Source organism: Pseudomonas maumuensis (assembly GCF_019139675.1).
Taxonomy (GTDB): Bacteria; Pseudomonadota; Gammaproteobacteria; order Pseudomonadales; family Pseudomonadaceae; genus Aquipseudomonas; species Aquipseudomonas maumuensis.
Genome location: NZ_CP077077.1, coordinates 4,832,118 through 4,854,472, shown reverse-complemented (window position 1 = coordinate 4,854,472; position 22,355 = coordinate 4,832,118). Strand labels below are relative to the sequence as shown.

Below are 22,355 nucleotides of genomic sequence, written 5' to 3'. Positions count from 1 at the left end.
ACAGCCGATCACTGCAATCAATAATGCTGGGCCATCCGCCAGGCGGCCCCTAAGCTCAGGCGCATTTACTCACCCGTCGGGAGCGCCGCATGTCCAGCAACCCTCTGTTCCAGCCCTTCACCCTCGGCACCCTCGATCTGCCGACCCGCGTGGTCATGGCACCGATGACCCGTACCTTCTGCCCCGGTGGCGTACCCCATGACGCAGTGGTCGACTATTACCGTCGCCGCGCCGCCGCCGGTGTCGGGTTGATCATCACCGAAGGCACCACGGTCGGGCACAAGGCCGCCAATGGCTACGCCAATGTGCCGCGCTTCCATGGCGAAGATGCCCTGGCCGGTTGGAAGCGTGTGGTCGACGCGGTACATGCCGAAGGCGGGCGCATCGTGCCGCAACTGTGGCACGTGGGCAGTGTGCGCCGCCTGGGCACCGAGCCGGATGCCGAGGTGCCTGGCTACGGGCCGAGCGGCAAGGAGAAGGATGGCCAGGTATTGGTTCAGGAGATGAGCCACGACGACATTCGCGAGGTGATCGCCGCCTTCGCCCAGGCCGCGCGCGATGCCCAGGCCATCGGCATGGACGGCGTGGAAATCCACGGTGCCCACGGCTACCTGATCGACCAGTTCTTTTGGGAGGCCAGCAACCGTCGCGACGACGAATACGGCGGTGACCTGGCCGGACGCTCGCGTTTCGCCATCGAGCTTATCCAGGCGGTGCGCGCAGCCGTCGGCCCGGACTTCCCAATCATCCTGCGCTTTTCGCAGTGGAAGCAGCAGGACTACAACGCACGCCTGGTACAGACCCCGGAGGCCCTGGCGGCATTCCTCAAGCCCTTGTGTGACGCGGGTGTGGATATCTTCCACTGCTCTACCCGGCGCTTCTGGGAGCCGGAATTCGAGGGCAGCGAGCTGAACCTGGCCGGTTGGACCCGCCAGCTCACCGGCAAGCCGACCATCACCGTGGGCAGTGTCGGCCTGGATGGCGAGTTCCTGCAGTTCATGGTCGCCACCGACAAAGTGGCCAAGCCGGCCAGCCTCGAAGGCTTGCTGCAACGCTTGCAGGACCAGGAGTTCGACCTGGTGGCCGTGGGCCGTGCCTTGCTGGTGGATGCCGAATGGGCGCGCAAGGTTCGAGAGGGGCGCGAGGGAGACGTGCTGCCGTTCAGCCGTGAGGCGCTGACGACCCTGGCTTGATCATCAAGGGCGACGGCTGTTCGCGGGTATCCTGCAACCCGCGGCAGGCATCGTACAGGTAACCCTCGAACTGCTCGATGATCGCCGGCCAGCCCTGGCGGCTGGCGTGCTGGCGGGCATTGAGGCGTACCCGACGCAGGGTTTCGCTTTCCTCCAGCAACCAGCAGGCTGCGTCGATGAACGCCGCCTGATCACCCGGCATGGCCAGCGCGCCGCTGTGGCCATGGCGGATGTGCTGGGCGGCGGCGGCTTCATCGTAGGCGACCACGGCAAGGCCTGAGGCGAGCGCCTCTAGTACCACGTTGCCAAAGGTCTCGGTCAGGCTCGGGAACAGAAACAGGTCACCACTGGCGTAGTGCTCGGCCAGCACCTCGCCGCGCTGCGCACCGCAGAACACCGCATCGGGCAGCTGTTGTTCGAGCTGGCCGCGCAGTGGGCCATCGCCGACGATCACCAGGCGCAGCCGCTGGTCTGGATAGGCCTTGTGCAGGGCTTCCATGCAGGGACGCAGCAGCGCCAAGTTCTTTTCCGCGGCCAGCCGCCCGACATGCAGCACGGCCAGCTCATCCATGCCCAGCCCCCACTGTTCGCGCAGTGCCTGGCTGCGCCTTGCCGGGGTGAACAGGCTGGCGTCAACCCCACGAGCCATCAGGCCAAGGCGTTCGAAGCCGCGGCGTTCCAGTTCCAGGCGCTGGCTGATGCTGGGCACCAGGGTGATGGCGGTACGCCGATGGAACCAGCGCAGGTAGTGGGTGAGCAGCCGCGATAGCAGGCCCAGGCCATATTGCCCCGAGTACTGCGCGAAGTTGGTGTGAAAACCGCTGACTACCACCACGCCCAGGCGCCGGGCGGCGCGCAGGGCGCTCAGGCCCAGCGGACCTTCGGTGGCAATGTACAGCACGTCCGGACGCTGCCGGCGCCAGCGACGCCATAGTTTGTGCATCGATACTTCGCCCCACTGCAGGCCGGGGTAACCGGGCAGTGGCCAGCCCCGACACAGCAGCAACGCGTCATCGCTGCCCGTTGCATGGTCGCAGGCCTGGCGCGGGCGGATCAGCTCGACCTGGTGACCGCGCTGGCGCAGCCCCTCGCTGAGGCGACCCAGGGTGTTGGCCACGCCGTTGATCTCGGGTGGGAAGGTTTCGCTGACCAGGGTGATGCGCAAGGAAGGTGTGTTCATGACGAAAAGTCTCCGACGCCTCCGTTGCGGCTATATGACGTCTTTGTGACGTGCGGATGACGCCTGATTCCCGGCAGTTTCGTCTGTATGAATATTTCCTTGCAGCGTACTCAAGAACTCTCGGGACGCAGCCGATGCAGATGCATTCGACTACGGGAATGCGCTCCGGGAGAGCGGCCATGTTCAATAGCAAACTTAAGAAAGAAATCCAGCAACTGCGCGAAGAGCTGATGTCCATCGAGCAGGTCAAGAACAGCCTCGATAGCGAGATGCTGGTGCTCCAGCTCGACCCCCAGGGGCGCATCGAGTCGGTCAATGGCAACTTCGAGGCAGAGATGGGTTATCGCGCCGAGCAGTTGATCGGCCGCAATATCGAGGAAATCGTCCCGGCCCATGTGAAGAAGCTCGATTTCTACCAGCGCATGAAGCATGCCATCACCCGTGGCGAACACCTCAACGGTGCTTTCCGCCTGTTGCGTGGCAACGGCGACGAGGCCTGGCTGCGTTCGATCCTGCAGCCGGTCAAGGATGGTGACGGGCGTATCAAGTACTTCTCCCTGCACTCCAGCGACCTGACCCGCACCATCGAGACTTCTCGCGAGCATGAGAGCCTGATCAAGGCCCTGATGCGCTCCACCGCGGTGATCGAGTTCAACCTCGAAGGCCAGGTGCTGACCGCCAACGACCGCTTCCTGCAGACCATGGGCTACACGCTGGAGCAGGTTCGCGGCAAGTCGCACCGCATGTTCTGTGAGCCGGAAGAGGCCAACTCGGCGGGTTACCAGGAGTTCTGGAACAGGCTGCGTCGCGGCGAATTCGTCGCCGAGCGCTTCAAACGTATCGACGCCCATGGCCGGGTGGTATGGCTGGAGGCCTCGTACAACCCGATCATCGACGCTCATGACGTGCTCTACAAAGTGGTCAAGTTCGCCACCGTGATCACCGACCAGGTCAACCAGGAACTGGCCGTGGCCCAGGCCGCCGACATCGCCTACACCACGTCGCTGGAAACCGACGACAGTGCGCGCAAGGCCACCGACGTGGTGACCCAGACCGTCGAGGTGATGCGTGGCCTGGAAGGCTCGATGCAGGACGCCGCCGAGGGCATCCAGGCGTTGGACAAGCAGTCGAAAGTGATCGGCGCGATCATCAAGACCATTAGCGATATCGCCGGGCAGACCAACCTGCTGGCGCTCAACGCCGCCATCGAGGCCGCCCGTGCCGGCGAGCAGGGGCGTGGCTTTGCCGTGGTCGCCGACGAAGTGCGCCAGTTGGCTTCGCGCACCAGCAGCGCCACCGAGGAAATCGCCAAGGTGGTGCAGCAGAACGAACAGCTGGCCCAGGCCGCGGTGGATATCATCGACACCAGCAAGCGCCAGGCTGAGCAGGGGCTGGCTCTGGCCGCCGATACCGGTGGAGTGATCGTCGAGATCCAGGAAGGGGCGAAGAAGGTGGTGGATGCGGTGGGGCAGTTTTCCAGCCAGCTGAGCCACTGATCCGTTCAGCGTCTTGCTTTAGCTGCCGCGGCGAGATGGCTGCTACAGAGGGTTGTGCTGTGCCTGCGGGAGCCGGCTTGCCGGCGAAAGGGGCGCAACGCGCCCCCGGCCCTTTCAAGTGCGCTCACGCACCCAGAACAACGTCGCCCCGGCAACTGCCGCCGGCATCATCAGCACGTTGACCCCCGGAATCATCAGCGCCAGATAGGTGATCCCGCCAAAGCCCATCGATTGCCAGCGCTTTTGGCGCAGCCAGGCGAGCATGTCCTGCCAGCTCATTTTGTTGTTGTCCGCCGGGTAGTCGATGTACTGGATGGCCATCATCCAGATACCGAACACCAGCCACAGCGGCGCGGCGATCACGTTCACCACCGGGATGAACGAGAGGATGAACAGGCCGATGGCCCGTGGCAGGAAGTAGCCCAACTTGCGCATCTCGCGGCTGAGGGTGCGTGGCACCATGGCTACCAGCTCGCCCCAGCTGAAGGGTGGGAAGTTGTCCTGGCCACGCACCACCACCTCGACCTTTTCCGCGAGGAAGCCGTTGAACGGCGCGGCGATGATGTTGGCCAGCAGGGTGAAGGTGAAGAACACCATCAACAGCACCAGGGCGACGAACAGCGGCCACAGGATGTAGGTGAGAAAGCTCAGCCAGTCAGGCAGGGTGGGCATCAGCGCATCGACCCACAGGCTGAACTGGTGACCGGCGAAGTAGATCAGGCCGCCGAACAGCAGCAGGTTGACCGCCAGGGGCAGCAGTACGAACAGGCGCAGGCCCGGGCTCAGGATCAGTTTCAGGCCTTCGCGCAGGTACTGCGGGCCGGACAGGACGGGGGCTTGCATCGGAGTGCTCCGCTTGAGGAAAACGCGCTGACCTTACCGAGTTTGGTGCGCCGACGAAAGGCGTGGCGCGTTTGGGAAACGGCGTGTAACAAAGGGCGGTGACAATGCCTATGGATTTCCTCAGCGGATAGAGACTGTCTATAAGGTGGATTGTCGAAGGATATTTCCTTAATCTCTGCGGCCTCGCTACAGTGCGCTCAACTTTTTCGGTTTTGGACCAACGCGTTGTAGCCTTCCCCAAGTGCTGCGTGGGTCCCTTTTAATTCCAGCTGGCGCAACCGGCACCCGGATGCCGGCCCCGTGCGGCCCGCTCGACAGGAGTTCGACATGTCTGAAGTACGTCATTCGCGCGTCATCATTCTCGGTTCCGGCCCTGCCGGTTACAGCGCCGCGGTGTACGCCGCCCGCGCCAACCTCAAGCCGCTGCTGATCACTGGCATGCAGGCCGGCGGCCAGCTGACCACCACCACCGAAGTCGACAACTGGCCGGGCGATCCCCACGGCCTGACCGGCCCGGCCCTGATGCAGCGCATGCAGGAGCACGCCGAGCGTTTCGAGACCGAGATCGTCTTCGACCACATCAATGCCGTCGACCTGGCCAACAAGCCGTTCACCCTGCGCGGTGACAGCGGCACCTACACCTGCGACGCGCTGATCGTCGCCACTGGCGCCAGCGCCCGCTACCTGGGCCTGCCGTCGGAAGAGACCTTCATGGGCAAGGGCGTTTCGGCCTGCGCCACCTGCGACGGTTTCTTCTACCGCAACAAGCCAGTCGCCGTGGTCGGCGGCGGCAACACTGCCGTGGAAGAGGCGCTGTACCTGGCCAACATCGCCAGCAAGGTGACTTTGGTACACCGTCGCGACACCTTCCGCGCCGAGAAGATCCTGATCGACAAGCTGCACGCCCGTGTCGCCGAAGGCAAGATCGAGCTCAAGCTCAACGCCACCCTCGACGAAGTGCTGGGTGACAACATGGGCGTGACCGGTGCGCGCCTGAAGAACAACGACGGCAGCTTCGACGAAATCAAGGTCGACGGTGTGTTCATCGCCATCGGCCACACCCCGAACACCTCGCTGTTCGAAGGCCAGCTGACCCTGAAGGACGGCTACCTGGTGGTCCACGGCGGCCGTGAAGGCAACGCCACCGCCACCAACGTCGAGGGCGTGTTCGCCGCCGGCGACGTGGCCGACCACGTCTACCGTCAGGCCATCACTTCGGCCGGTGCCGGCTGCATGGCGGCCCTGGACGTCGAGCGTTACCTGGACGGCCTGGCCAACGCCGCGCACTGATCCAGCCTTTGCGGGCTTGCCCCGCAATGAAAAAACCGGCCATCAGGCCGGTTTTTTTGTACCTGCGATTCAGCTCACAGGCTCAGGCGCATCGACAGGTCGACCGCCTTCACATCCTTGGTCATCGCACCGATCGAGATGTAGTCCACACCGGTGTCGGCGATCACCCGCAGGGTGGTCTCGTTGACCCCGCCGCTGGCCTCGAGCTTGGCTTTGCCCGCGGTAATGCGTACCGCTTCGCGCATTTCATCCAGGCTCAGTTCGTCGAGCATGACGATATCGGCGCCCGCCGCCAGCGCCTGGCGCAGTTCGTCCAGGCTTTCCACCTCGATTTCCACCGGCTTGCCCGGGGCGATGCGGTGCGCCGCCGCCACGGCCTCGGCCACGCCACCACTGGCGGCGATGTGGTTTTCCTTGATCAGGAACGCGTCGTACAGGCCGATGCGGTGGTTGTGACAGCCGCCGCAGGTAACCGCGTACTTCTGCGCCAGGCGCAGCCCCGGCAGAGTCTTGCGGGTATCGAGCAGGCGCACCTGGGTGCCCTCGACCAGGTCGGCCAGGAAGCGCGCGCGAGTCGCCACGCCTGAGAGCAGTTGCAGGAAGTTCAGTGCCGAGCGTTCACCACTGAGCAGCGAGCGTGCCGGACCTTCGAGGTGGAACAGCGCCTGGTTGGCGGTGGCGCGTTCGCCATCGGCCACCTGCCAATGCACCGCCACCCGCGGGTCGAGCTGGCGGAACACCGCATCGACCCAGGCGGTGCCTGCGATCACGCAGTCTTCGCGGGTGATGATGGTCGCCTTGGCCAGGCGCTCGGCCGGGATCAGCTGGGCGGTGATGTCGCCGCTGCCGATGTCCTCGAGCAGCGCGCGGCGCACGTTGGCTTCGATTTCGGCGGTCAGGTCGGCGAGGCGTAGGTTCGGCATGGTCGGCTCCACAAGCTAGGTGCCGGCGATTATAGGGCAGGGGGGCGGCGTGTACAGCTGCCGGGTCGATGACCTTTGGTCAGGGGATTTGAGCAATCGCGTGAATGCATTGTCAGTTGAGGCGCGCGAACGGCGTGCTAGCAGCTGTCAGGATTTTCACTGATAATAGCGCCTTGTAATTGGCGTCATAGCTTTGACGATCCCCCTTCCAGTCGAACAACGCAACATCCAGCAAGGAGTCCGGGATGCATGATGAAGGCAAGGTGGTGCCCTTGGCGGCTGCCATCGACCGGGGTGCGCGCGCGCCCTCGCCCTGCCTTCCGGTCTTGCTCCTGCAAGTGCGCGACAAGGCCGCGCTGCAATTGCGCCAGGGTTTGCAGGCGTTGTTCGACAATGCTGACGACACCCTGTTCGAAATGGCCGACAAGGCCAGTGGCCGCCTCGACCAGAACCTCTACTTCGAAGCCATGCGTGACCTGCGCCTGAAGCGCAAGAGCATCGAGCGGGGTTTCCTCGATACCTTCTACGACGCTTTCACGCGAATTGGCCAGGGCGGTGGGCTCGAGGCCCTGGTCAGGTCGCAGATCCGGGACAAGTCGATGCTGGAGCGTTCGGTCGCCGTGCAGGCCATGGTCGATCGGGTACTGTCGCGTGACGGGTTTCTGCTGGAGCAACTGAATCTGCGTTTCACCACGTTGCTGGAGGTGCCGCTGGAGGCCGCGAACAATCCGCTTGGGCCCAGCAACCTCTGTGGCTACTTCCTGGATGCCGGGCGCAACCTGGGGGTTGGCGCCAGGGTCAAGATGGTGCTGCTCAAGCTGTTCGAGCGCTATGTGCTGCGCGACCTCGACCTGCTCTACGGCGAGGCCAGCCAGTTGCTCGCCAGCGCTGGGGTGCTGCCGGACCTGTTGCCCGCGCCACGACGCCGTGCCGAAGACCGGCGCGGCATTGCCAGGCGCGTGCCGGCCAGCGTTTTGCCGGGGGGGCTGCCCGACTCCGCCGGGCAGGCGTTCTTCGCCTCGGTGCAGGCGCTGCTGGCACCGGTGCGCGGACGTGTCGCGCCGCGGCTACAGGCGGCAGGTTCCGCGCAGCCGACCAGTACCGGCGACTTGCTGCGTTTGCTCACTCACTTGCAGCACTATGTACCGGCCCCTGGCGAGCCGGATGACTTCAACCTCGGTCAGCAGCTGGAGCAACTGCTGCTGCGGGTCAGTGTGCGCAGTGGCACGCGGCGGCGCATTGCCGTCGATGACGAAGACACGATCAATCTGGTCGACTTGCTGTTCGTTTTCATCCAAGACGACGACAACTTGCCGGCTAGCCTGCGGGCGTTGATCGCCCGCCTGCACATCCCAATGCTCAAGGTTGCGTTGATCGACAAGGGCGTGTTCAGCCGCGGCAGCCACCCGGCGCGCCGCCTGCTCAACGAAATCGCCGCCGCAGCCATTGGCTGGGAGGCCGAGGCCGAAGGGCTGCGCGATAGCCTGCACCTGCGCGTCGAGCGCATCGTCCAGCGCCTACTCAATGACTTTTCCGATGATTGCGTGGTGTTTGACGAGTTGCTCGAAGAGTTTCTCGCTTTCAGCCAGGATGAACGTCGGCGCAACGAACTGCTCGAGCAGCGCACCCGCGACGCCGAGGAGGGCCGCGCCCGTACGCTGCTGGCCCGCCAGCGTGTGCAGCAGGAGCTGAACGACCGCCTGCATGGCCGGGTGCTGCCGCAGGTGGTGGTGCAGATGCTGGTGCAGTCCTGGAGCCAGGTGCTGCTGCTGGCCTGGCTCAAGCAGGGCGAGGCCTCGGCGGCCTGGGCCGAAGCCCTGGCGACCGTGGATGATCTGTTGGTCAGCATTGCCCCGTACCGGGAGCCGCAACGCCTGCTGGAGCAGGTGCCGGGCCTGCTCAAGGCGCTGCGCAACGGACTGGCGGGGGTGGCGCTGGACTCCGCCGCCACCCGTGACTTCTTCCTGCAACTGGAGAAGCTGCACCAGCGCGCCTGTGGCGGCGCACCGCAGGCGGATGCGGCGCTGGACGACGTTTGGGTGGAGGACGATATCGTGCTGGTGGTCAGCGATGAGTCCGAGTTGGACACTGGCTTGCCCCTCGACGAGCATGACCCTGCCGTTCATCAGGTACAGCGGTTGCAGGTTGGTAGCTGGGTCGAGGTGATGGACGACGACGAGCCGCTGCGTTGCAAGCTGGTGGCGCGTATCGACAGCAACGACCGGCTGGTCTTCAGCAACCGCACCGGCATGAAGGTACGCGAATGGAACCGCATGGGGCTGGCCATGGCACTGCGCCGTGGCGAGGTACGCCTGCTGGACGATGGCCTGCTGTTCGAGCGGGCGCTAGAGGCGGTGCTGGAGCGGTTGCGTGGACAGCAGGCGCAGCAAAGCTGAATCTTCCTACACAATCATTTACATGCAAGCGCTGGTCGCCCACGGCATACTGGCTCCCTGTCTCAGGCGTCATTTCAGGATCTGCACCATGCAATTGGACCGCGCGACCGGTTGGTTCACCGGCGTCAGCCACTGCCCCTCGCCGAACTTCAATGCCCGCCCCGAAGGCGAGGCCATCTCGCTGCTGGTCATCCACAACATCAGCCTGCCTCCGGCCTGCTTCGGCACCGGCAAGGTGCAAGAGTTCTTCCAGAACCGCCTGGACCCGGACGAGCATCCGTATTTCGCGACCATCAACCATCTGACCGTATCGGCGCACCTGTTCGTCGAGCGCGATGGCGCGGTAACCCAGTTCGTCTCGTTGCTCGACCGCGCCTGGCACGCCGGTGTGTCGCGCTTCGGCGAGCGCGAGGGTTGCAACGACTTTTCCATCGGTATCGAGCTGGAGGGCACCGACGAGCTGCCCTATACCGATGCGCAGTACGCCACCCTGGAGCTGCTGACCCGCGAGATCCGTGCGGCTTGGCCGGTGATCGACGCCCAGCGCATCTGTGGCCACAACGATATCGCCCCGCAGCGCAAGACCGACCCGGGCCCGGCCTTCGACTGGCCGCGCTACCGGGCCGCGCTGCAACGCAACGAGGACAAGGCATGAGTTTTCTGGTGTTGGTGCTGGCGCTGTGGGTCGAGAAATTCTCGGCCCTGCGCCAGCGGTTGCAGCGCGACGGCTTCTACCTGGGCGAGCTGGTACGCCTGGAGCACAGCGGCAAGGTCCACCCGTGGTGGACGCTGAGTATCCTGATCCTGGCGCCGGTGGCGCTGCTCGTGCTGCTTTTGCATGTGCTGGAGCCGGTGGCCTACGGCTTGCTGGCGCTGCCGGTGCATTTGCTGGTGTTGGTCTACAGCCTGGGGCGCGGCGATGTGAAGGCGGCGTTGGGGCCGTTTCGCGACGCCTGGCGCCGGGGTGACGAACAGGCCGCGCTGCATGTGGCCGAGCGCGACCTGGGGCTGGCCGCCGACGACGCCCAGAGCTTGATCAAGCGGGTTCAGGGCCACCTGCTGTGGCAGGCCTACCAGAGCTTCTTCGCGGTGATCTTCTGGTACTTCCTGCTCGGTCCGGCGGCGGCACTGGCCTACCGCCTGCTGGCGCTGACCATGGACAACAGTCGCCAGCCGGCCTTGCAGACCCTGGCCGGGCAACTGCGCCACGCCATGGACTGGCTGCCGGTACGGGTGATGACGGTGAGTTTCGCCCTGGTCGGCAACTTCGTCGCGGTGACCCGCGTGATGCTGCACGAACTGCTCGATTGGCACGTCAGCGCCGGACACCTGGTGGCCAAGGTTGGCCGGGTGGCCGACGACATTCCCGAGGAAGAGGACCGCCAGCGCGGCCTGGAGCGGCTGGACAGCCTGTGGGAGCTGCTGCTGCGCTGCGCGGTGTTGTGGTATGCCTGCTTTGCCCTGTGGACCGTGCTGGTCTGAGTTCGATCGCTTAACCATAAGTTACAAACCTTGATTCCAATCTGCGCTATACAAAGCCACTGGCCCTAGATGGCCTAGTGCTACCCCGCAGAACAACAAGAATTCAAGGAGGTGACCTGTGAAGCGTCTGCTCTATCCGGCCATCGCACTGATGAACCGGCTGAGCTTCGGCATGAAGTTCAGCCTGATCAGCGTCCTGTTCTTCCTGCCCATGCTGGTCACCAGCTTTTATCTGGTACGCGACGCCTACAACCAGCTCCAGGCCACCCATGGCGAACTGCAGGGGCTGGCGCCGTTGTCCGAGAGCCTGACGTTGCGCGGCGACCTGGAGACCCTCGGCAACCTGCTGCAGATCAACGCCGTGCTGGGCCAGTCGGGCCAGGCCGGCGATGTGGAAAGCCGCATCGCGGCGCTGCAGGACAAGGTCCAGGCCCGGCTCGACAGCCTCAAAGGCAGCGACCCTGCGCTCGAGGCCAAGCGTGCCGAGCTGGCCGAGGCCTTCGCCAGTGCCCGAGACGAAAGCTCGCTGCAGAACAAGGCGGCGCTGTTCGACAAGTTGCTGGCCCAGGCCCAGGTGCTGGGCAAGCTGGTGGCCAGCCAGTCGGGCCTCAGCCAAGACAGCCAGGCCTCGGTGCGTCAGTTGAGCGAGCTGCTCGGCAATGCCACGGCCCAGGTGACCCAGGCCATTGGTGAGGGCCGGGCAATGGGCGCGGTGGCCCTGGGCCGTGGCTTCATGGACTCCTCGGGCAGCGCGCGTTTCGAAGACCTGCTGCAGCGCCTGGAGCGCTTGTCCGCCGATTACGCCATTCGCCTGGATGACGCCCTGGCAACCGATGCAGGGCTCAAGCTCGCGCTCGCCAGCAGCGCCCAGGCCAGCCAGGCCACCGTCAAGCAGGCGGCGACCCTGTTCGAGGACCAGGTGGTGGTGGCCGAGAGCTTGGACGCGCCGTGGGCCGGTTTCTACCAGCAGACCAGCGACCTGATGGCGCAGACCTACCGCTTGAACGATGCCGTGCTGGCCCATCTGCACGGGCAACTGGAAGAGCGCCTCGGTCAGCACCGCCTGCGCACGGTCGCGCTGGTGGCGGCCTTGGCCAGCGTCTTCGCGCTGATCATCTACCTGTACAGCGGCTTCTACGTCTCCACTCGGGAAACCCTCGGTAACCTGGGCAACGCCATGGACAAGGTGGCCGCCGGTGACATGACCATCAGCTTCCAGGCCCGCAGCCGGGACGAACTGGGTGAACTGGGGCGTGGCTTCAACGAGACGGTGAGGCGCATTCGCGGGCTGATCGAGCAGGTCGGCAAGACCGTGACCACGGTCGAGGAACAGGCCGGGCAGGTGCTGTCGGTATCTAGTCGCAGCAACCAGGCGGTCAGTGGCCAGCGCGAGCAGATCGAACAGGTGGCCACGGCCATGAACCAGATGAGCGCCACCGCGCTGGAGGTCGCCCGCAGCGCGGCCCTGGCCGCCGAAGGTGCGCAGCGGGTCAATCATGAGAGCGCCTCGGGCCGCGACCTGGTGGAGAGCCAGCAGGGCAGCATCGCCCGCCTGGCGGGCGAGATCGACCAGAGCGTGGCGGCGGTGAATCAGCTGGCGGGCGACAGCCAGGCCATCGGCCGAGTGCTGGAAGTGATCCGCAGCATCGCCGAGCAGACCAACCTGCTGGCCCTGAACGCCGCCATCGAAGCGGCCCGGGCCGGCGAGCAGGGCAGGGGGTTTGCGGTAGTCGCCGACGAGGTGCGCACCCTGGCCAGGCGTACCCAGGACTCCACCGAGGAGATCGCGCAGATGATCCAGCGCCTGCAGGATGGTGTGGGCGCGGCGGTGCGGGTGATGGGCAGCAGCCATCAGATGGCCGCCGGTACGGTGGACGAGGCGCGGCAGGTGCAGCAGGCACTGGGCAATATCCTTGGCGCGGTCGGCGGTATCGTCGAGCAGAACCAGCAGATCGCCGCCGCCGTCGAGCAGCAGACCGCCGTGGCCCACGACATCGACCAGAACATCGTGGCGATAAACCGTGCGGCGCAGGACACCACCGAAGGCGCTTGTCAGACCGAGGATGCGAGCCGCGCGTTGTCGGCGCAGGTGGTGGAGCTCAAGCGGCTGATCGGGGCGTTCAGGGTTTAATCAGGGGCGACGCATTGCAGGGATCGCAACGCGCTACCAGCCAAACACCTCGCAGGCATTGCGACTGCTGGCTTCTGCCAGCAGCGCTGTCTCGATCCCCATGACTTCGGCCAGCGCCCCGGCAATCTCGGGTAGGTGCTCCGGGCTGTTGCGCTGCCCCGGGAACATCGCCGGCGCCATGTCCGGCGCGTCGGTCTCCAGCACCACGCTGTCCAGCGGCAGGCGCGGCAAGGTCTTGCGCAGGCGTAGTGCTTGCGGCCATGTCGCGGCGCCGCCCAATCCCAGCTTGAACCCCAGCTTGATGTACTCGCGCGCCTCCTCGTAGCTGCCGGCAAAGGCATGGATGATCCCCGCCCGCGCCGGCTTGTAGCGCTTGAGCGTGGCGATCACCTGGGCGTGGCTGCGGCGCACGTGCAGCAGCGACGGCAGCTCGAAGTCGCAGGCCAGCTGCAGTTGGGCCTCGAACAACGCTTGCTGGCGCGCCGGGTCCAGTTCGGGCAGATAGAAGTCCAGGCCGAACTCACCCACCGCGCACAGCCGTGGATTGCCGCGCAGGCGTTCGAGCCAGTCGCGCAACTGCGCCAGGTGCTCAGGAAGGTGCTGCTCGAGGTAGATCGGGTGCAGCCCCAGCGCCGCATGCACGCCTTCGTTGGCGCAGGCCAGGTCCCAGACTCGCTGGAAGTTGTCCTGGTACACCCCCAGCACCACCATGCGCTCCACCCCGCGCGCCGCCGCGTTGGCCAGCAGGCGCGGGCGGTCGGCGTCGAAGTCGGCGAAGTCGAGGTGGGTGTGGGTGTCGATCAGGCGCATGCTCAGGCCTTGGCGATCCGCTGCTTGAAGGTGCGACCAATGGCGTGCACGCCGGGCTCGTAGCGCTTGTCCTCGATGGCGGCCAGGGCCAGTTCCAGCGCGGTGGCGGCAATCAGGCCATGCTGCTGGGCCATGGCGTTTACCGGCAGCGGCAGGAAGTCGAGCAACTGGTTGTCGCCGAAGGTGCCCAACTGCAGCTGGCGTGAGTCCTCGGGGCGCGCCTGAAGCGTGTCGAACACGCCTTGCAGCAGCACGTACGACGTGGTCACCAATGCATCCGGCAGGCCACCCAGTTCATCGATCAGCTGTTGCATCAGGCGTTGGCCGCACTCGCGGCTGAAGGCTTCGCCCTGGCAGCGGCGCACTTCGCCGTCGAAACCTTGCAGGGCTTCGTCGAAGCCCCCGGCACGGGCCTGGCTCACCGACAGCTCGGGGCGGGCGCCGATCAGGGCGATGCTGCGCGGGCGGGTTTTCAACAGGCTCTGGGCCAGCTGGCGGCTGGCGTCGCGGTCATCGCTGATCACCGAGCAGAAGTGCGCCGGGTCCAGGCGCCGGTCGATGGCGATCACCGGCAGGCCCTTGGCCTGCAGCTCGCGGTAGCTCTCGTCTTCCGGCGGCAGGCAACTGGCGACGAACAGCGCGTCGCAGCGCCGGGCACGGAACAGCTGCTGCAACTGGCGTTCGCTGTCGGGCTGGTCGTCGCTGCTGGCGATCAGCAGCTGGTAGCCACGGGCACGGGCGCCTTGCTCCAGTTGCTTGGCGATGCGGGCGTAGCTGGGGTTCTCCAGATCCGGGAGAATGAAGCCCAGGGTGCGGGTGTGGCGGCTGCGCAGGCCGGCGGCCTGCGGGTTCGGGGTGAAGCCGTGGGCCTCGACCACCGCACGCACGCGCTCGACGGTGCTGCTGCTGATGCGCTGCTGTTCGGCCTTGCCATTGATGACGTAGCTGGCGGTGGTCACGGACACACCGGCCAGACGGGCGATATCGCTGAGTTTCACCGAATTTTCCTTGTTGTTTCCGGGACTGCCTGCGGGGCTTGACCGGCTAGTTTCACCCATCGACGGGCCCGCGCGCAGACGACCATTGTCGCAATTGTCCGACAGGATGGGGCTTTTTCGTTGGCAGATTATCGAGTAACGTGGCCGCTTGGTCAGATTAAACGTTTCAGCGAAACGAAATTTCCTGCCTGGAAATGCGCATTTGCCCGTTGTGCTGATCGTTTTGGCGGCTTTTGCCGTCGAATTCCACAACAATACCTCGGTAGCCGACGGGGCTGCCGCAAAAGGAGAGGGTCATGCTCGAGCTTGCCGTTGAGCAGATTGCCATGGGCCAGCATGCCGCCGACAAGGGTGAGGCACTGGCGCTGCTGGCCGATCGACTGGTTGCCGATGGTCTGGTCGCCGAGGGTTACCTGGCGGGGCTGCAGGCCCGGGAGGCACAGGGCTCGACCTTCCTCGGCCAAGGCATCGCCATCCCCCACGGCACGCCGCAGACCCGCGAGCTGGTGTTCGCCACGGGCGTGCGCTTGCTGCAGTTTCCCGACGGCGTGGACTGGGGCGACGGCCAGATCGTCTACCTGGCCATCGGCATCGCCGCGCGCTCCGACGAACACCTGCGCCTGCTGCAACTGCTGACCCGCGCCCTAGGTGAAACCGACCTGGCCGAGGCGCTGCGTCGCTCCGGCAGCGCCGAGGCACTGCTCAAGTTACTGCAAGGGGCGCCACGCGAGCTGGCGCTGGATGCCCAGCTGGTCGGCCTCAACCTGGCGGCGGAAGACTTCGACGAACTGGCCTGGCGCGGCGCTCGTCTGCTGCAACGCGCCGGTTGTGCCGACAGCGGCTTTGCCGCCGTGCTGCAGCAGACCGAGCCGCTGCCGCTGGGCGAGGGCCTGTGGTGGCTGCACAGCGAACGTGAGGTGCGCCAGCCGGGGCTGGCCTTCGTCACCCCGCAGCAACCGTTGCGCTACCGCGATCAACCGCTCAATGGCCTGTTCTGCCTTGCCAGCCTCGGAGCGGCGCATCAAGCCCTGCTCGAGCGCCTGTGCGAGGTGCTGATCGAGGGCCGTGGGCAGATGCTCTACCAGGCCACCAGTAGCCGCGCCGTGCTCGAAGTGCTCGGCGGCGAGGCGCCCGCCGACTGGCCCAGCGCCCGGATAGTATTGGCCAACGCCCATGGCCTGCATGCTCGCCCTGCAAAGGTACTGGCGCAGCTGGCCAAAGGTTTCGAGGGCGAGATCCGCATACGGCTGCACGACAGCGCCCAACCCGCCGTTTCGGTCAAGAGCCTCAGCAAGCTGCTCAGTCTGGGTGCCCGCCGTGGCCAGGTCCTGGAGCTGATCGCCGAGCCCGGTATCGCCGCCGATGCCTTGCCGGTGCTGCTGGCGGCCATCGAGCAGGGCCTGGGCGAAGAGGTCGAGGCACTGCCGCCCACAGCGATGCAGGACGAGGCAGCGCTGCCAGCCCTGCAGGCTCCGCTGCCAGGCAGCACGCTGCAAGGCGTTGCTGCGGCGCCGGGTATCGCCAGCGGCCCGGCCCATGTCCAGGTCGAGCGCGAGATCGACTACCCGCTGCGCGGCGAGTCGCCTGCCCAGGAGCGGGCCAGGCTGCGCCAGGCCATCGACACGGTGCATGCCGATCTTCAGGCCCTGGTGCAACGCAGCGACAAGGCCATCGGCGAAATTTTCGTCACCCATCAGGAAATGCTCGCCGACCCAGCCCTGACCGACGACGTCGAGCTGCGCCTGGCCCAGGGCGAAAGCGCCGCCGCTGCGTGGATGGCGGTGATCGAAGCCGCCGCCCGTCAGCAGGAAGCACTGCACGATGCGTTGCTGGCCGAGCGGGCCGCCGATTTGCGCGACATCGGTCGGCGGGTGCTGGCGCAACTGTGCGGCGTCAAGGACAGCGCCGAGCCCGAGCAGCCCTATGTGCTGGTGATGGCCGAAGTCGGCCCTTCGGACGTGGCGCGCCTGGACCCGGCACGGGTCGCCGGTATCGTCACCGCCCAGGGCGGCGCCACCGCACACAGCGCCATCGTTGCCCGCGCCCTGGGCATCCCGTCGGTGGTCGGGGCCGGGGCGGCCGTGCTGTTGTTGGAGACCGGCACGCCGCTGCTGCTCGATGGTCAGCGCGGGCGGGTCGTGGTTGCGCCAGCCGAGGTCGAGTTGCAACGAGCCCTGGCAGAGCGTGACGCCCGCGAGCGCCGGCTGCAGATCGCCTGGGCCAACCGCCATGAGCCCGCGCGGACGCGCGACGGCCATGCCGTCGAAGTGTTCGCCAACATCGGCCAGAGCAACGGCATCGACAAGGTGGTGGAGCAAGGCGCCGAAGGCATCGGCCTGTTACGCACCGAACTGATCTTCATGGCCCACCCGCAACTGCCCGATGTGGCGACCCAGGAAGCCGAGTACCGCCGGGTGCTCGATGGCCTGGACGGACGGCCACTGGTGGTGCGCACCCTCGACGTCGGGGGCGACAAGCCCTTGCCGTACTGGCCGATTGCGGCTGAGGAAAACCCCTTCCTCGGCGTGCGCGGCGTGCGCCTGACCCTGCAACGCCCGCAGGTGATGGAAGACCAACTGCGCGCCTTGCTGCGTGCCGCGGACAACCGCCCGCTGCGCATCATGTTCCCCATGGTCGGTCAGCTCCATGAGTGGCGCGCCGCCAAGGCCATGGTCGAGCGCCTGCGTCAGGAGATCCCGGTGGCCGACTTGCAGGTAGGCATCATGGTCGAAGTGCCGTCGGCCGCCTTGCTGGCACCGCAGCTGGCCCGTGAAGTGGACTTCTTCAGCATCGGCACCAACGACCTGACCCAGTACACCCTGGCCATCGACCGCGGTCACCCGAGCCTGTCGGCCCAGGCCGACGGCCTGCACCCGGCAGTGCTGAACCTGATCGACATGACCGTGCGCGCCGCCCATGCCCAGGGCAAGTGGGTGGGCGTGTGCGGCGAGCTGGCGGCCGACCCGCAGGCGGTCGCCGTGCTGCTGGGCCTGGAGGTGGACGAACTGAGCGTCGCCGCCCGCAGCATTCCTGAAGTCAAGGCCCTGGTGCGCCAGGCCGATCTTTCGACGGCCCGCGCCCTGGCGCGCGAGGCCCTGCAACAAGACAGCGCCGAGGCAGTCCGGGCGCTGGTGGAGCGTTATTGATGGCCAAGATCCTCACCCTCACCCTCAACCCGGCGCTGGATATCACCATCAGCCTCGACCGCCTGCGAGCCGGCGCGGTCAACCGCAGCGAGGCCCAGCACAGCCATGCCGCCGGCAAGGGGCTGAACGTCGCCCAGGTGCTGGCCGACCTGGGCCACAGCGTCACCGTCGGCGGTTTCCTGGGGCAGGACAACCTGGCGCCGTTCGAGGCGCTGATTGCCTGGCGCGGGTTCGCCGATTGCTTCGTCCGCGTGCCGGGCGAGACCCGCAGCAACATCAAGCTGGTCGAGGCCGATGGCCAGGTCACCGATATCAACGGGCCAGGGCCGCAGGTCGACGAGGCCGCCCGCGACGCCTTGCTGCAACGTCTGGCCCACGTGGCCCCGGGGCATGACGCCGTGGTGGTGGCCGGCAGCCTGCCACGGGGGATCAGCCCCGAGTGGTTGCGCGAGCTGCTGCTGATGCTCAAGGCGCAGGGCCTGAAGGTGGCCCTGGACAGCAGCGGCGAAGCCTTGCGCGCAGGCCTGCAGGCCGCACCCTGGCTGGTCAAGCCCAACACCGAGGAGCTGGGTGAAGTCCTCGGGCTGCCGGTGCAGGCCGCGGACGAGCAACGCGCGGCCGCACGGCGGCTGCTCGCCACTGGAGTCGAGCATGTGGTGGTGTCCCAGGGCGAGCAGGGCGTGAACTGGTTCGCCGCTGGCCTGGCGCTGCATGCGCAACCGTCGAAAGTGCGCATCGCCAGTACCGTCGGCGCCGGTGATTCGCTGGTTGCCGGCATGGTCCATGGCCTGCTCCAGGCCGAAGCGCCCGCCGCTACCTTGCGCCGCGCCACCGCCATCGCCGCCCAGGCAGTCACCCAGGTCGGCTTCGGCATTCACGACCGTGAGCAACTGGAGCGCCTGGAAGCCGCCGTGCGCCTTACAGAACAACAAGAAGAGGGCTGCTGATGAACATTGCCATTGTCACCGCCTGCCCCAACGGCCAGGTGTCCAGCGTGCTCAGCGCCCGCTTGTTGGCCGCCGCTGCCCAGCGTCGGGGCTGGAAAACCTGCGTCGAGGTGCATGACGCCGAACACCCGGAGCTGCGCCTGACGCCAACGCAGATCGCCGAGGCCGACTGGGTGCTGGTGGTCAGCACCGGGCCGGTGGACCTGGCGCGCTTTGCCGGCAAGCGCCTGTACCAGAGCACGCCGGCCCAGGCGCTGGCCGACCGTGAAGGCTTCCTCGACGAGGCCGCTGCTGGCGCCCAGGTGCAAGTGGCGCAAACCCCGGTGCAGGGTGCGCCGAAGATTGTCGCGGTAACCGCCTGTCCGACCGGCGTGGCCCACACCTTCATGGCCGCCGAAGCCCTGCAACAAGCGGCGCAGGCCATGGGCTACCAGCTCACCGTGGAAACCCAGGGCTCGGTCGGCGCGCGCAATCCGCTGCCGGCCGAGGCTATCGCCGCAGCCGATGTGGTGTTGCTGGCCGCTGATATCGAAGTACCGGCTGCGCGCTTCGCCGGCAAGCGCATCTACCGCTGCGGCACCGGCATCGCCCTCAAGCAGGCCCGCGTTACGCTGGACAAGGCCTTGGCCGAGGGCAAGGTGGAGGCGACGGGGACGACCGGCGCAGTGCCGCCGGCCGAGAAGACCGGCGTCTACAAGCACCTGCTGACCGGGGTGTCGTTCATGCTGCCGATGGTGGTGGCCGGCGGTTTGCTGATCGCCTTGTCGTTCGTGTTCGGCATCGAGGCCTACAAGGAACCCGGCACGCTGCCCGCCGCCTTGATGCAGATCGGCGGCGAGGCGGCGTTCAAGTTGATGGTGCCGCTGCTTGCCGGCTATATCGCCTGGTCCATTGCCGACCGCCCGGGCCTGGCGCCCGGGATGATCGGCGGCCTGTTGGCGAGCACGCTTGGGGCCGGCTTCATCGGCGGTATCGTCGCCGGTTTCCTGGCCGGCTACAGCGCCAAGGCCATCGCCCGCTGGGTACGCCTGCCCAGCAGCCTCGACGCGCTCAAGCCGATCCTCATCATCCCGCTGCTGGCCAGCCTGTTCACCGGCCTGGTGATGATCTACGTGGTCGGCCAGCCCGTGGCGGCCATGCTCGAGGGACTGACCCATTTCCTCGACAGCATGGGCACCACCAACGCCATCCTGCTCGGGCTGCTGCTCGGCGGCATGATGTGCGTCGACCTCGGCGGGCCGATCAACAAGGCCGCCTATGCCTTCTCGGTGGGGCTGCTGGCCTCGTCGAGCTACGCGCCGATGGCCGCGACCATGGCCGCCGGCATGGTGCCGCCGATCGGCCTGGGCATCGCCACCTTCCTGGCCCGGCGCAAGTTCGCCCAGAGCGAACGCGAGGCCGGCAAGGCGGCGCTGGCGCTGGGCCTGTGCTTCATCTCCGAGGGCGCGATCCCGTTCGCCGCCAAGGACCCGCTGCGGGTGATTCCGGCGAGCATCGCCGGGGGCGCGCTGACCGGGGCCTTGTCGATGTATTTCGGCTGCAAGCTGATGGCGCCCCATGGCGGGCTGTTCGTGCTGTTGATCCCCAACGCGATCAACCATGCGCTGTTGTACCTGCTGGCCATCGTCGCCGGCAGCCTGCTGACGGCGGTGGTGTACGCGCTGATCAAGAAGAGCGAGCAGGTGGAGATGGTCGTGGCGCCGGCCAAGGGCTAATCCGGCAGGGCCCCGCGATGGTTACTCGAAGGTGGTGCCGATACGCTGGCGGTTCTTCGAGTACCAGATCCCGGTGATTTTTGCCGTCACGTCTGCTACCGCTACCTGGCCGTCATAGCGACTGTCGTTGCTGTTGTCGCGGCGGTCACCCAGCAGGTAGATGTGCCCGGGCTCGATCACCGTCGGCGCCAGGCTCAGCGACTCAGGACGGCGTACATGCTCGGGCGCTGCATGGAACAGCCCCAGGTTGCGCCCATTGACGATCAATTCGCCATTGACGATCTCCAGCCGGTCGCCGGCAACCCCCGCCACACGCTTGAATGCCTCGCCATTGCGATAGCGGTACAGCACGATATCCCCCACCTTGGGCGCTGCGCTCAAGCGCGTGTCGCTGATGATGTGATCGCCGATCTGCAGCGTCGGCTCCATCGAACCCGAAGGGATCTGGCTGAGTTGGTAACCGAACAGTGGCCCGCGTAGCACCAGCAGCAGGGCGGCCACGCCTATCACCGCCGCAGCGTAGGCAACCAGGCGTGCGCCGGCGGGTTCAGCCCCAGCGCGGCCGCGCCACACAAGGCCTGCGGCCAGGCACGCCGAGCCGAACTTCAGCGCCAGAGCGACTCCCAGGCCGACGATCAATGCCCTGGGCGTGGCGAACAGGCCGATCAGCAAAAAGTCGGTGAGGATCAGGCCCAGCAGTATCAATGCCCAACGCAGCCGGCCCACGTAGTAAAGCCCCCACCCGGCGACGAGCAGCGAGATGACGAAAGCCGAGGAGGCGGATTGGCGAGCTTGCATGAGCGGTGGTTCGTCCTTGAGTTAACGATGTTAATTGTTTCGGCAGGTGGCGTGGGCTCTTGATCGTTCAGCGGCGTGGCATCTTTGCCCGCAGCGGCACCAGCAGGTCGCCCAGGCCGTTGTGGTCGATCTCGTGCATCAGCGCCAGCAACCCGCCCAGCTCCCCGGGCGGGAAACCTTTACGGGCAAACCATGCCAGGTAGTCCCCGGGCAGGTCGGCGATGATCCGCCCCTGGTACTTGCCAAAAGGCATGGTGCGGGTGACCAGCAGTTGCAGGGTTTCGGGTTTCATCGGGGCGGTGGCCTGTGGCGGTTGAAGCGCGACCTTACTGCAAACTGCACGACGACCCAAGCGGCGATCATGCAGAACGCCGTTGAACGGCATGTTTATGAAATCCTCAAGTTACTGATTTACATGAATTATTTTTATTTACTAGGCCTGGCACGAAGCCTGCTCCGATCAAGGTGACTATCACCTGCCAAGGAGTTTGTTGCCATGAGTAATCCCAACAAAGACACGATCGACGTACTCAACGACCTTATCGAGTACAGCAAGGATGGTGAGAAAGGCTTCAAGACCTCTGCCGAGGATGTGAAGAACCCTGAACTGAAAGCGTTCTTCGTGCAGCGCGCCAGCGAGTGCGCCAGCGCCGCAGCCGAGCTGCAAAGTGAAGTGCGCCGACTGGGCGGCGATCCGGAAACCAGCACCAGCATCAGTGGCGACCTGCACCGTGGCTGGGTCAACCTCAAGTCGATGGTAACCGGCAAGGATGAAGAAGCGGTGCTCAATGAAGTGGAGCGTGGTGAAGACCATGCGCTGAAGGCCTACAAGGAAGCCCGCGAGAAGCTGGTCAAACTGGGGCGCTCGGCCAATGACACTTCGTATGCCTTGGTGGAGAAACAGCTGCAGGGCGTGCAGCGCAATCATGACCAGGTGAAGGCTCTGCGTAACGCAGCCCGCGCTCGGTCGTAAGTAGCAAGGGGCCGCTGAGCGGCCCTTTCGCCGG

At 66.0% G+C, this 22,355-nt stretch carries 18 protein-coding genes and 2 pseudogenes; 13 read left to right on the top strand and 7 right to left on the bottom strand.

From position 1 onward, the window contains the following. The first annotated feature begins 89 nt into the window (after positions 1-89). Positions 90-1,193 carry an NADH:flavin oxidoreductase gene (locus tag KSS90_RS21645; protein ID WP_217867205.1) on the top strand — a complete coding sequence of 368 codons (1,104 nt, stop codon included), beginning with the start codon at positions 90-92 and terminating at the stop codon, positions 1,191-1,193. Here KSS90_RS21645 and KSS90_RS21640 read toward each other — a convergent pair. After that, complete coding sequence (locus KSS90_RS21640) at positions 1,162-2,373, bottom strand: glycosyltransferase family 4 protein (protein WP_217867204.1); 1,212 nt, start codon at positions 2,371-2,373, stop codon at positions 1,162-1,164. The two genes, KSS90_RS21645 and KSS90_RS21640, sit on opposite strands and share 32 nt — an antisense overlap. 56 nt (positions 2,374-2,429) lie before the next feature. Here KSS90_RS21640 and KSS90_RS26000 point away from each other — a divergent pair. Then, positions 2,430-3,275: pseudogene (locus tag KSS90_RS26000) on the top strand (PAS domain-containing protein); the annotation flags it as partial. A 162-nt stretch (positions 3,276-3,437) separates the two neighbouring features. Further along, complete coding sequence (locus tag KSS90_RS25995; protein WP_437180101.1) at positions 3,438-3,869, top strand: methyl-accepting chemotaxis protein; 432 nt, start codon at positions 3,438-3,440, stop codon at positions 3,867-3,869. A 114-nt stretch (positions 3,870-3,983) separates the two neighbouring features. Here KSS90_RS25995 and cysZ read toward each other — a convergent pair whose 3' ends face one another. Continuing rightward, complete coding sequence (cysZ, locus tag KSS90_RS21630; RefSeq protein WP_217867202.1) at positions 3,984-4,712, bottom strand: sulfate transporter CysZ; 729 nt, start codon at positions 4,710-4,712, stop codon at positions 3,984-3,986. A 327-nt stretch (positions 4,713-5,039) separates the two neighbouring features. Here cysZ and trxB point away from each other — a divergent pair, with 327 nt between their 5' ends. After that, positions 5,040-6,002: a thioredoxin-disulfide reductase gene (gene trxB / locus KSS90_RS21625; RefSeq protein ID WP_028689829.1), complete on the top strand. Its 963-nt coding sequence runs from the start codon at positions 5,040-5,042 to the stop codon at positions 6,000-6,002. Positions 6,003-6,076: 74 nt separating this feature from the next. Here trxB and nadC read toward each other — a convergent pair whose 3' ends face one another. Then, complete coding sequence (nadC, locus tag KSS90_RS21620) at positions 6,077-6,925, bottom strand: carboxylating nicotinate-nucleotide diphosphorylase (protein WP_038707378.1); 849 nt, start codon at positions 6,923-6,925, stop codon at positions 6,077-6,079. Positions 6,926-7,170: 245 nt separating this feature from the next. On the opposite strand from nadC, the gene KSS90_RS21615 reads away from it, so the two are divergent. From KSS90_RS21615 to KSS90_RS25985, 5 genes and pseudogenes are all read left to right on the top strand, one after another. Continuing rightward, entirely contained in the window at positions 7,171-9,321 is a 2,151-nt protein-coding gene (locus KSS90_RS21615; RefSeq protein ID WP_217867201.1) for a DUF1631 domain-containing protein, read from the top strand. An 88-nt stretch (positions 9,322-9,409) separates the two neighbouring features. Continuing rightward, entirely contained in the window at positions 9,410-9,976 is a 567-nt protein-coding gene (gene ampD, locus KSS90_RS21610) for a 1,6-anhydro-N-acetylmuramyl-L-alanine amidase AmpD (protein WP_217867200.1), read from the top strand. Further along, complete coding sequence (gene ampE, locus KSS90_RS21605) at positions 9,973-10,803, top strand: regulatory signaling modulator protein AmpE (RefSeq protein WP_217867199.1); 831 nt, start codon at positions 9,973-9,975, stop codon at positions 10,801-10,803. Before ampD ends, ampE begins: the two co-directional genes overlap by 4 nt. A gap of 151 nt (positions 10,804-10,954) precedes the next feature. After that, positions 10,955-12,076 (top strand): annotated as a pseudogene (locus KSS90_RS25990) (HAMP domain-containing protein); the annotation flags it as partial. Positions 12,077-12,220: 144 nt separating this feature from the next. Further along, positions 12,221-12,934, top strand: coding sequence for a methyl-accepting chemotaxis protein (locus KSS90_RS25985; protein ID WP_437180100.1), 714 nt, complete (start codon positions 12,221-12,223; stop codon positions 12,932-12,934). Between the two features lie 33 nt (positions 12,935-12,967). On the opposite strand, the gene KSS90_RS21595 is transcribed toward KSS90_RS25985, so the two are convergent. Then, complete coding sequence (locus KSS90_RS21595; RefSeq protein WP_217867197.1) at positions 12,968-13,744, bottom strand: TatD family hydrolase; 777 nt, start codon at positions 13,742-13,744, stop codon at positions 12,968-12,970. 2 nt (positions 13,745-13,746) lie between these two features. Next, complete coding sequence (gene cra, locus KSS90_RS21590; RefSeq protein WP_046857071.1) at positions 13,747-14,742, bottom strand: catabolite repressor/activator; 996 nt, start codon at positions 14,740-14,742, stop codon at positions 13,747-13,749. A gap of 296 nt (positions 14,743-15,038) precedes the next feature. Between cra and ptsP the strand changes: the two genes are divergently transcribed. From ptsP to KSS90_RS21575, 3 genes are read left to right on the top strand one after another with little or no spacing between them, the layout of a single operon-like run. Further along, on the top strand, positions 15,039-17,888 hold the full coding sequence (ptsP, locus tag KSS90_RS21585) for a phosphoenolpyruvate--protein phosphotransferase (protein WP_217867196.1): 2,850 nt from the start codon (positions 15,039-15,041) through the stop codon (positions 17,886-17,888). After that, positions 17,888-18,835 (top strand): 1-phosphofructokinase, encoded by a 948-nt coding sequence (gene pfkB, locus KSS90_RS21580; protein ID WP_217867195.1) that lies wholly within the window; start codon positions 17,888-17,890, stop codon positions 18,833-18,835. The genes ptsP and pfkB overlap by 1 nt, the downstream gene beginning before the upstream one ends. Next, the gene (locus KSS90_RS21575; protein ID WP_217867194.1) at positions 18,835-20,550 is read left to right on the top strand and encodes a PTS fructose-like transporter subunit IIB; all 1,716 of its coding nucleotides are present in this window, start codon (positions 18,835-18,837) and stop codon (positions 20,548-20,550) included. The genes pfkB and KSS90_RS21575 overlap by 1 nt, the downstream gene beginning before the upstream one ends. A 21-nt stretch (positions 20,551-20,571) precedes the next feature. Here KSS90_RS21575 and lepB read toward each other — a convergent pair whose 3' ends face one another. Together lepB and KSS90_RS21565 are read right to left on the bottom strand one after the other, a co-directional pair. Further along, positions 20,572-21,348 carry a signal peptidase I gene (gene lepB, locus KSS90_RS21570; protein ID WP_217867193.1) on the bottom strand — a complete coding sequence of 259 codons (777 nt, stop codon included), beginning with the start codon at positions 21,346-21,348 and terminating at the stop codon, positions 20,572-20,574. Between the two features lie 67 nt (positions 21,349-21,415). After that, complete coding sequence (locus KSS90_RS21565) at positions 21,416-21,640, bottom strand: DUF3820 family protein (protein WP_102682503.1); 225 nt, start codon at positions 21,638-21,640, stop codon at positions 21,416-21,418. Between the two features lie 204 nt (positions 21,641-21,844). On the opposite strand from KSS90_RS21565, the gene KSS90_RS21560 reads away from it, so the two are divergent. Continuing rightward, on the top strand, positions 21,845-22,321 hold the full coding sequence (locus KSS90_RS21560; protein WP_046857067.1) for a ferritin-like domain-containing protein: 477 nt from the start codon (positions 21,845-21,847) through the stop codon (positions 22,319-22,321). Positions 22,322-22,355 lie beyond the last annotated feature (34 nt).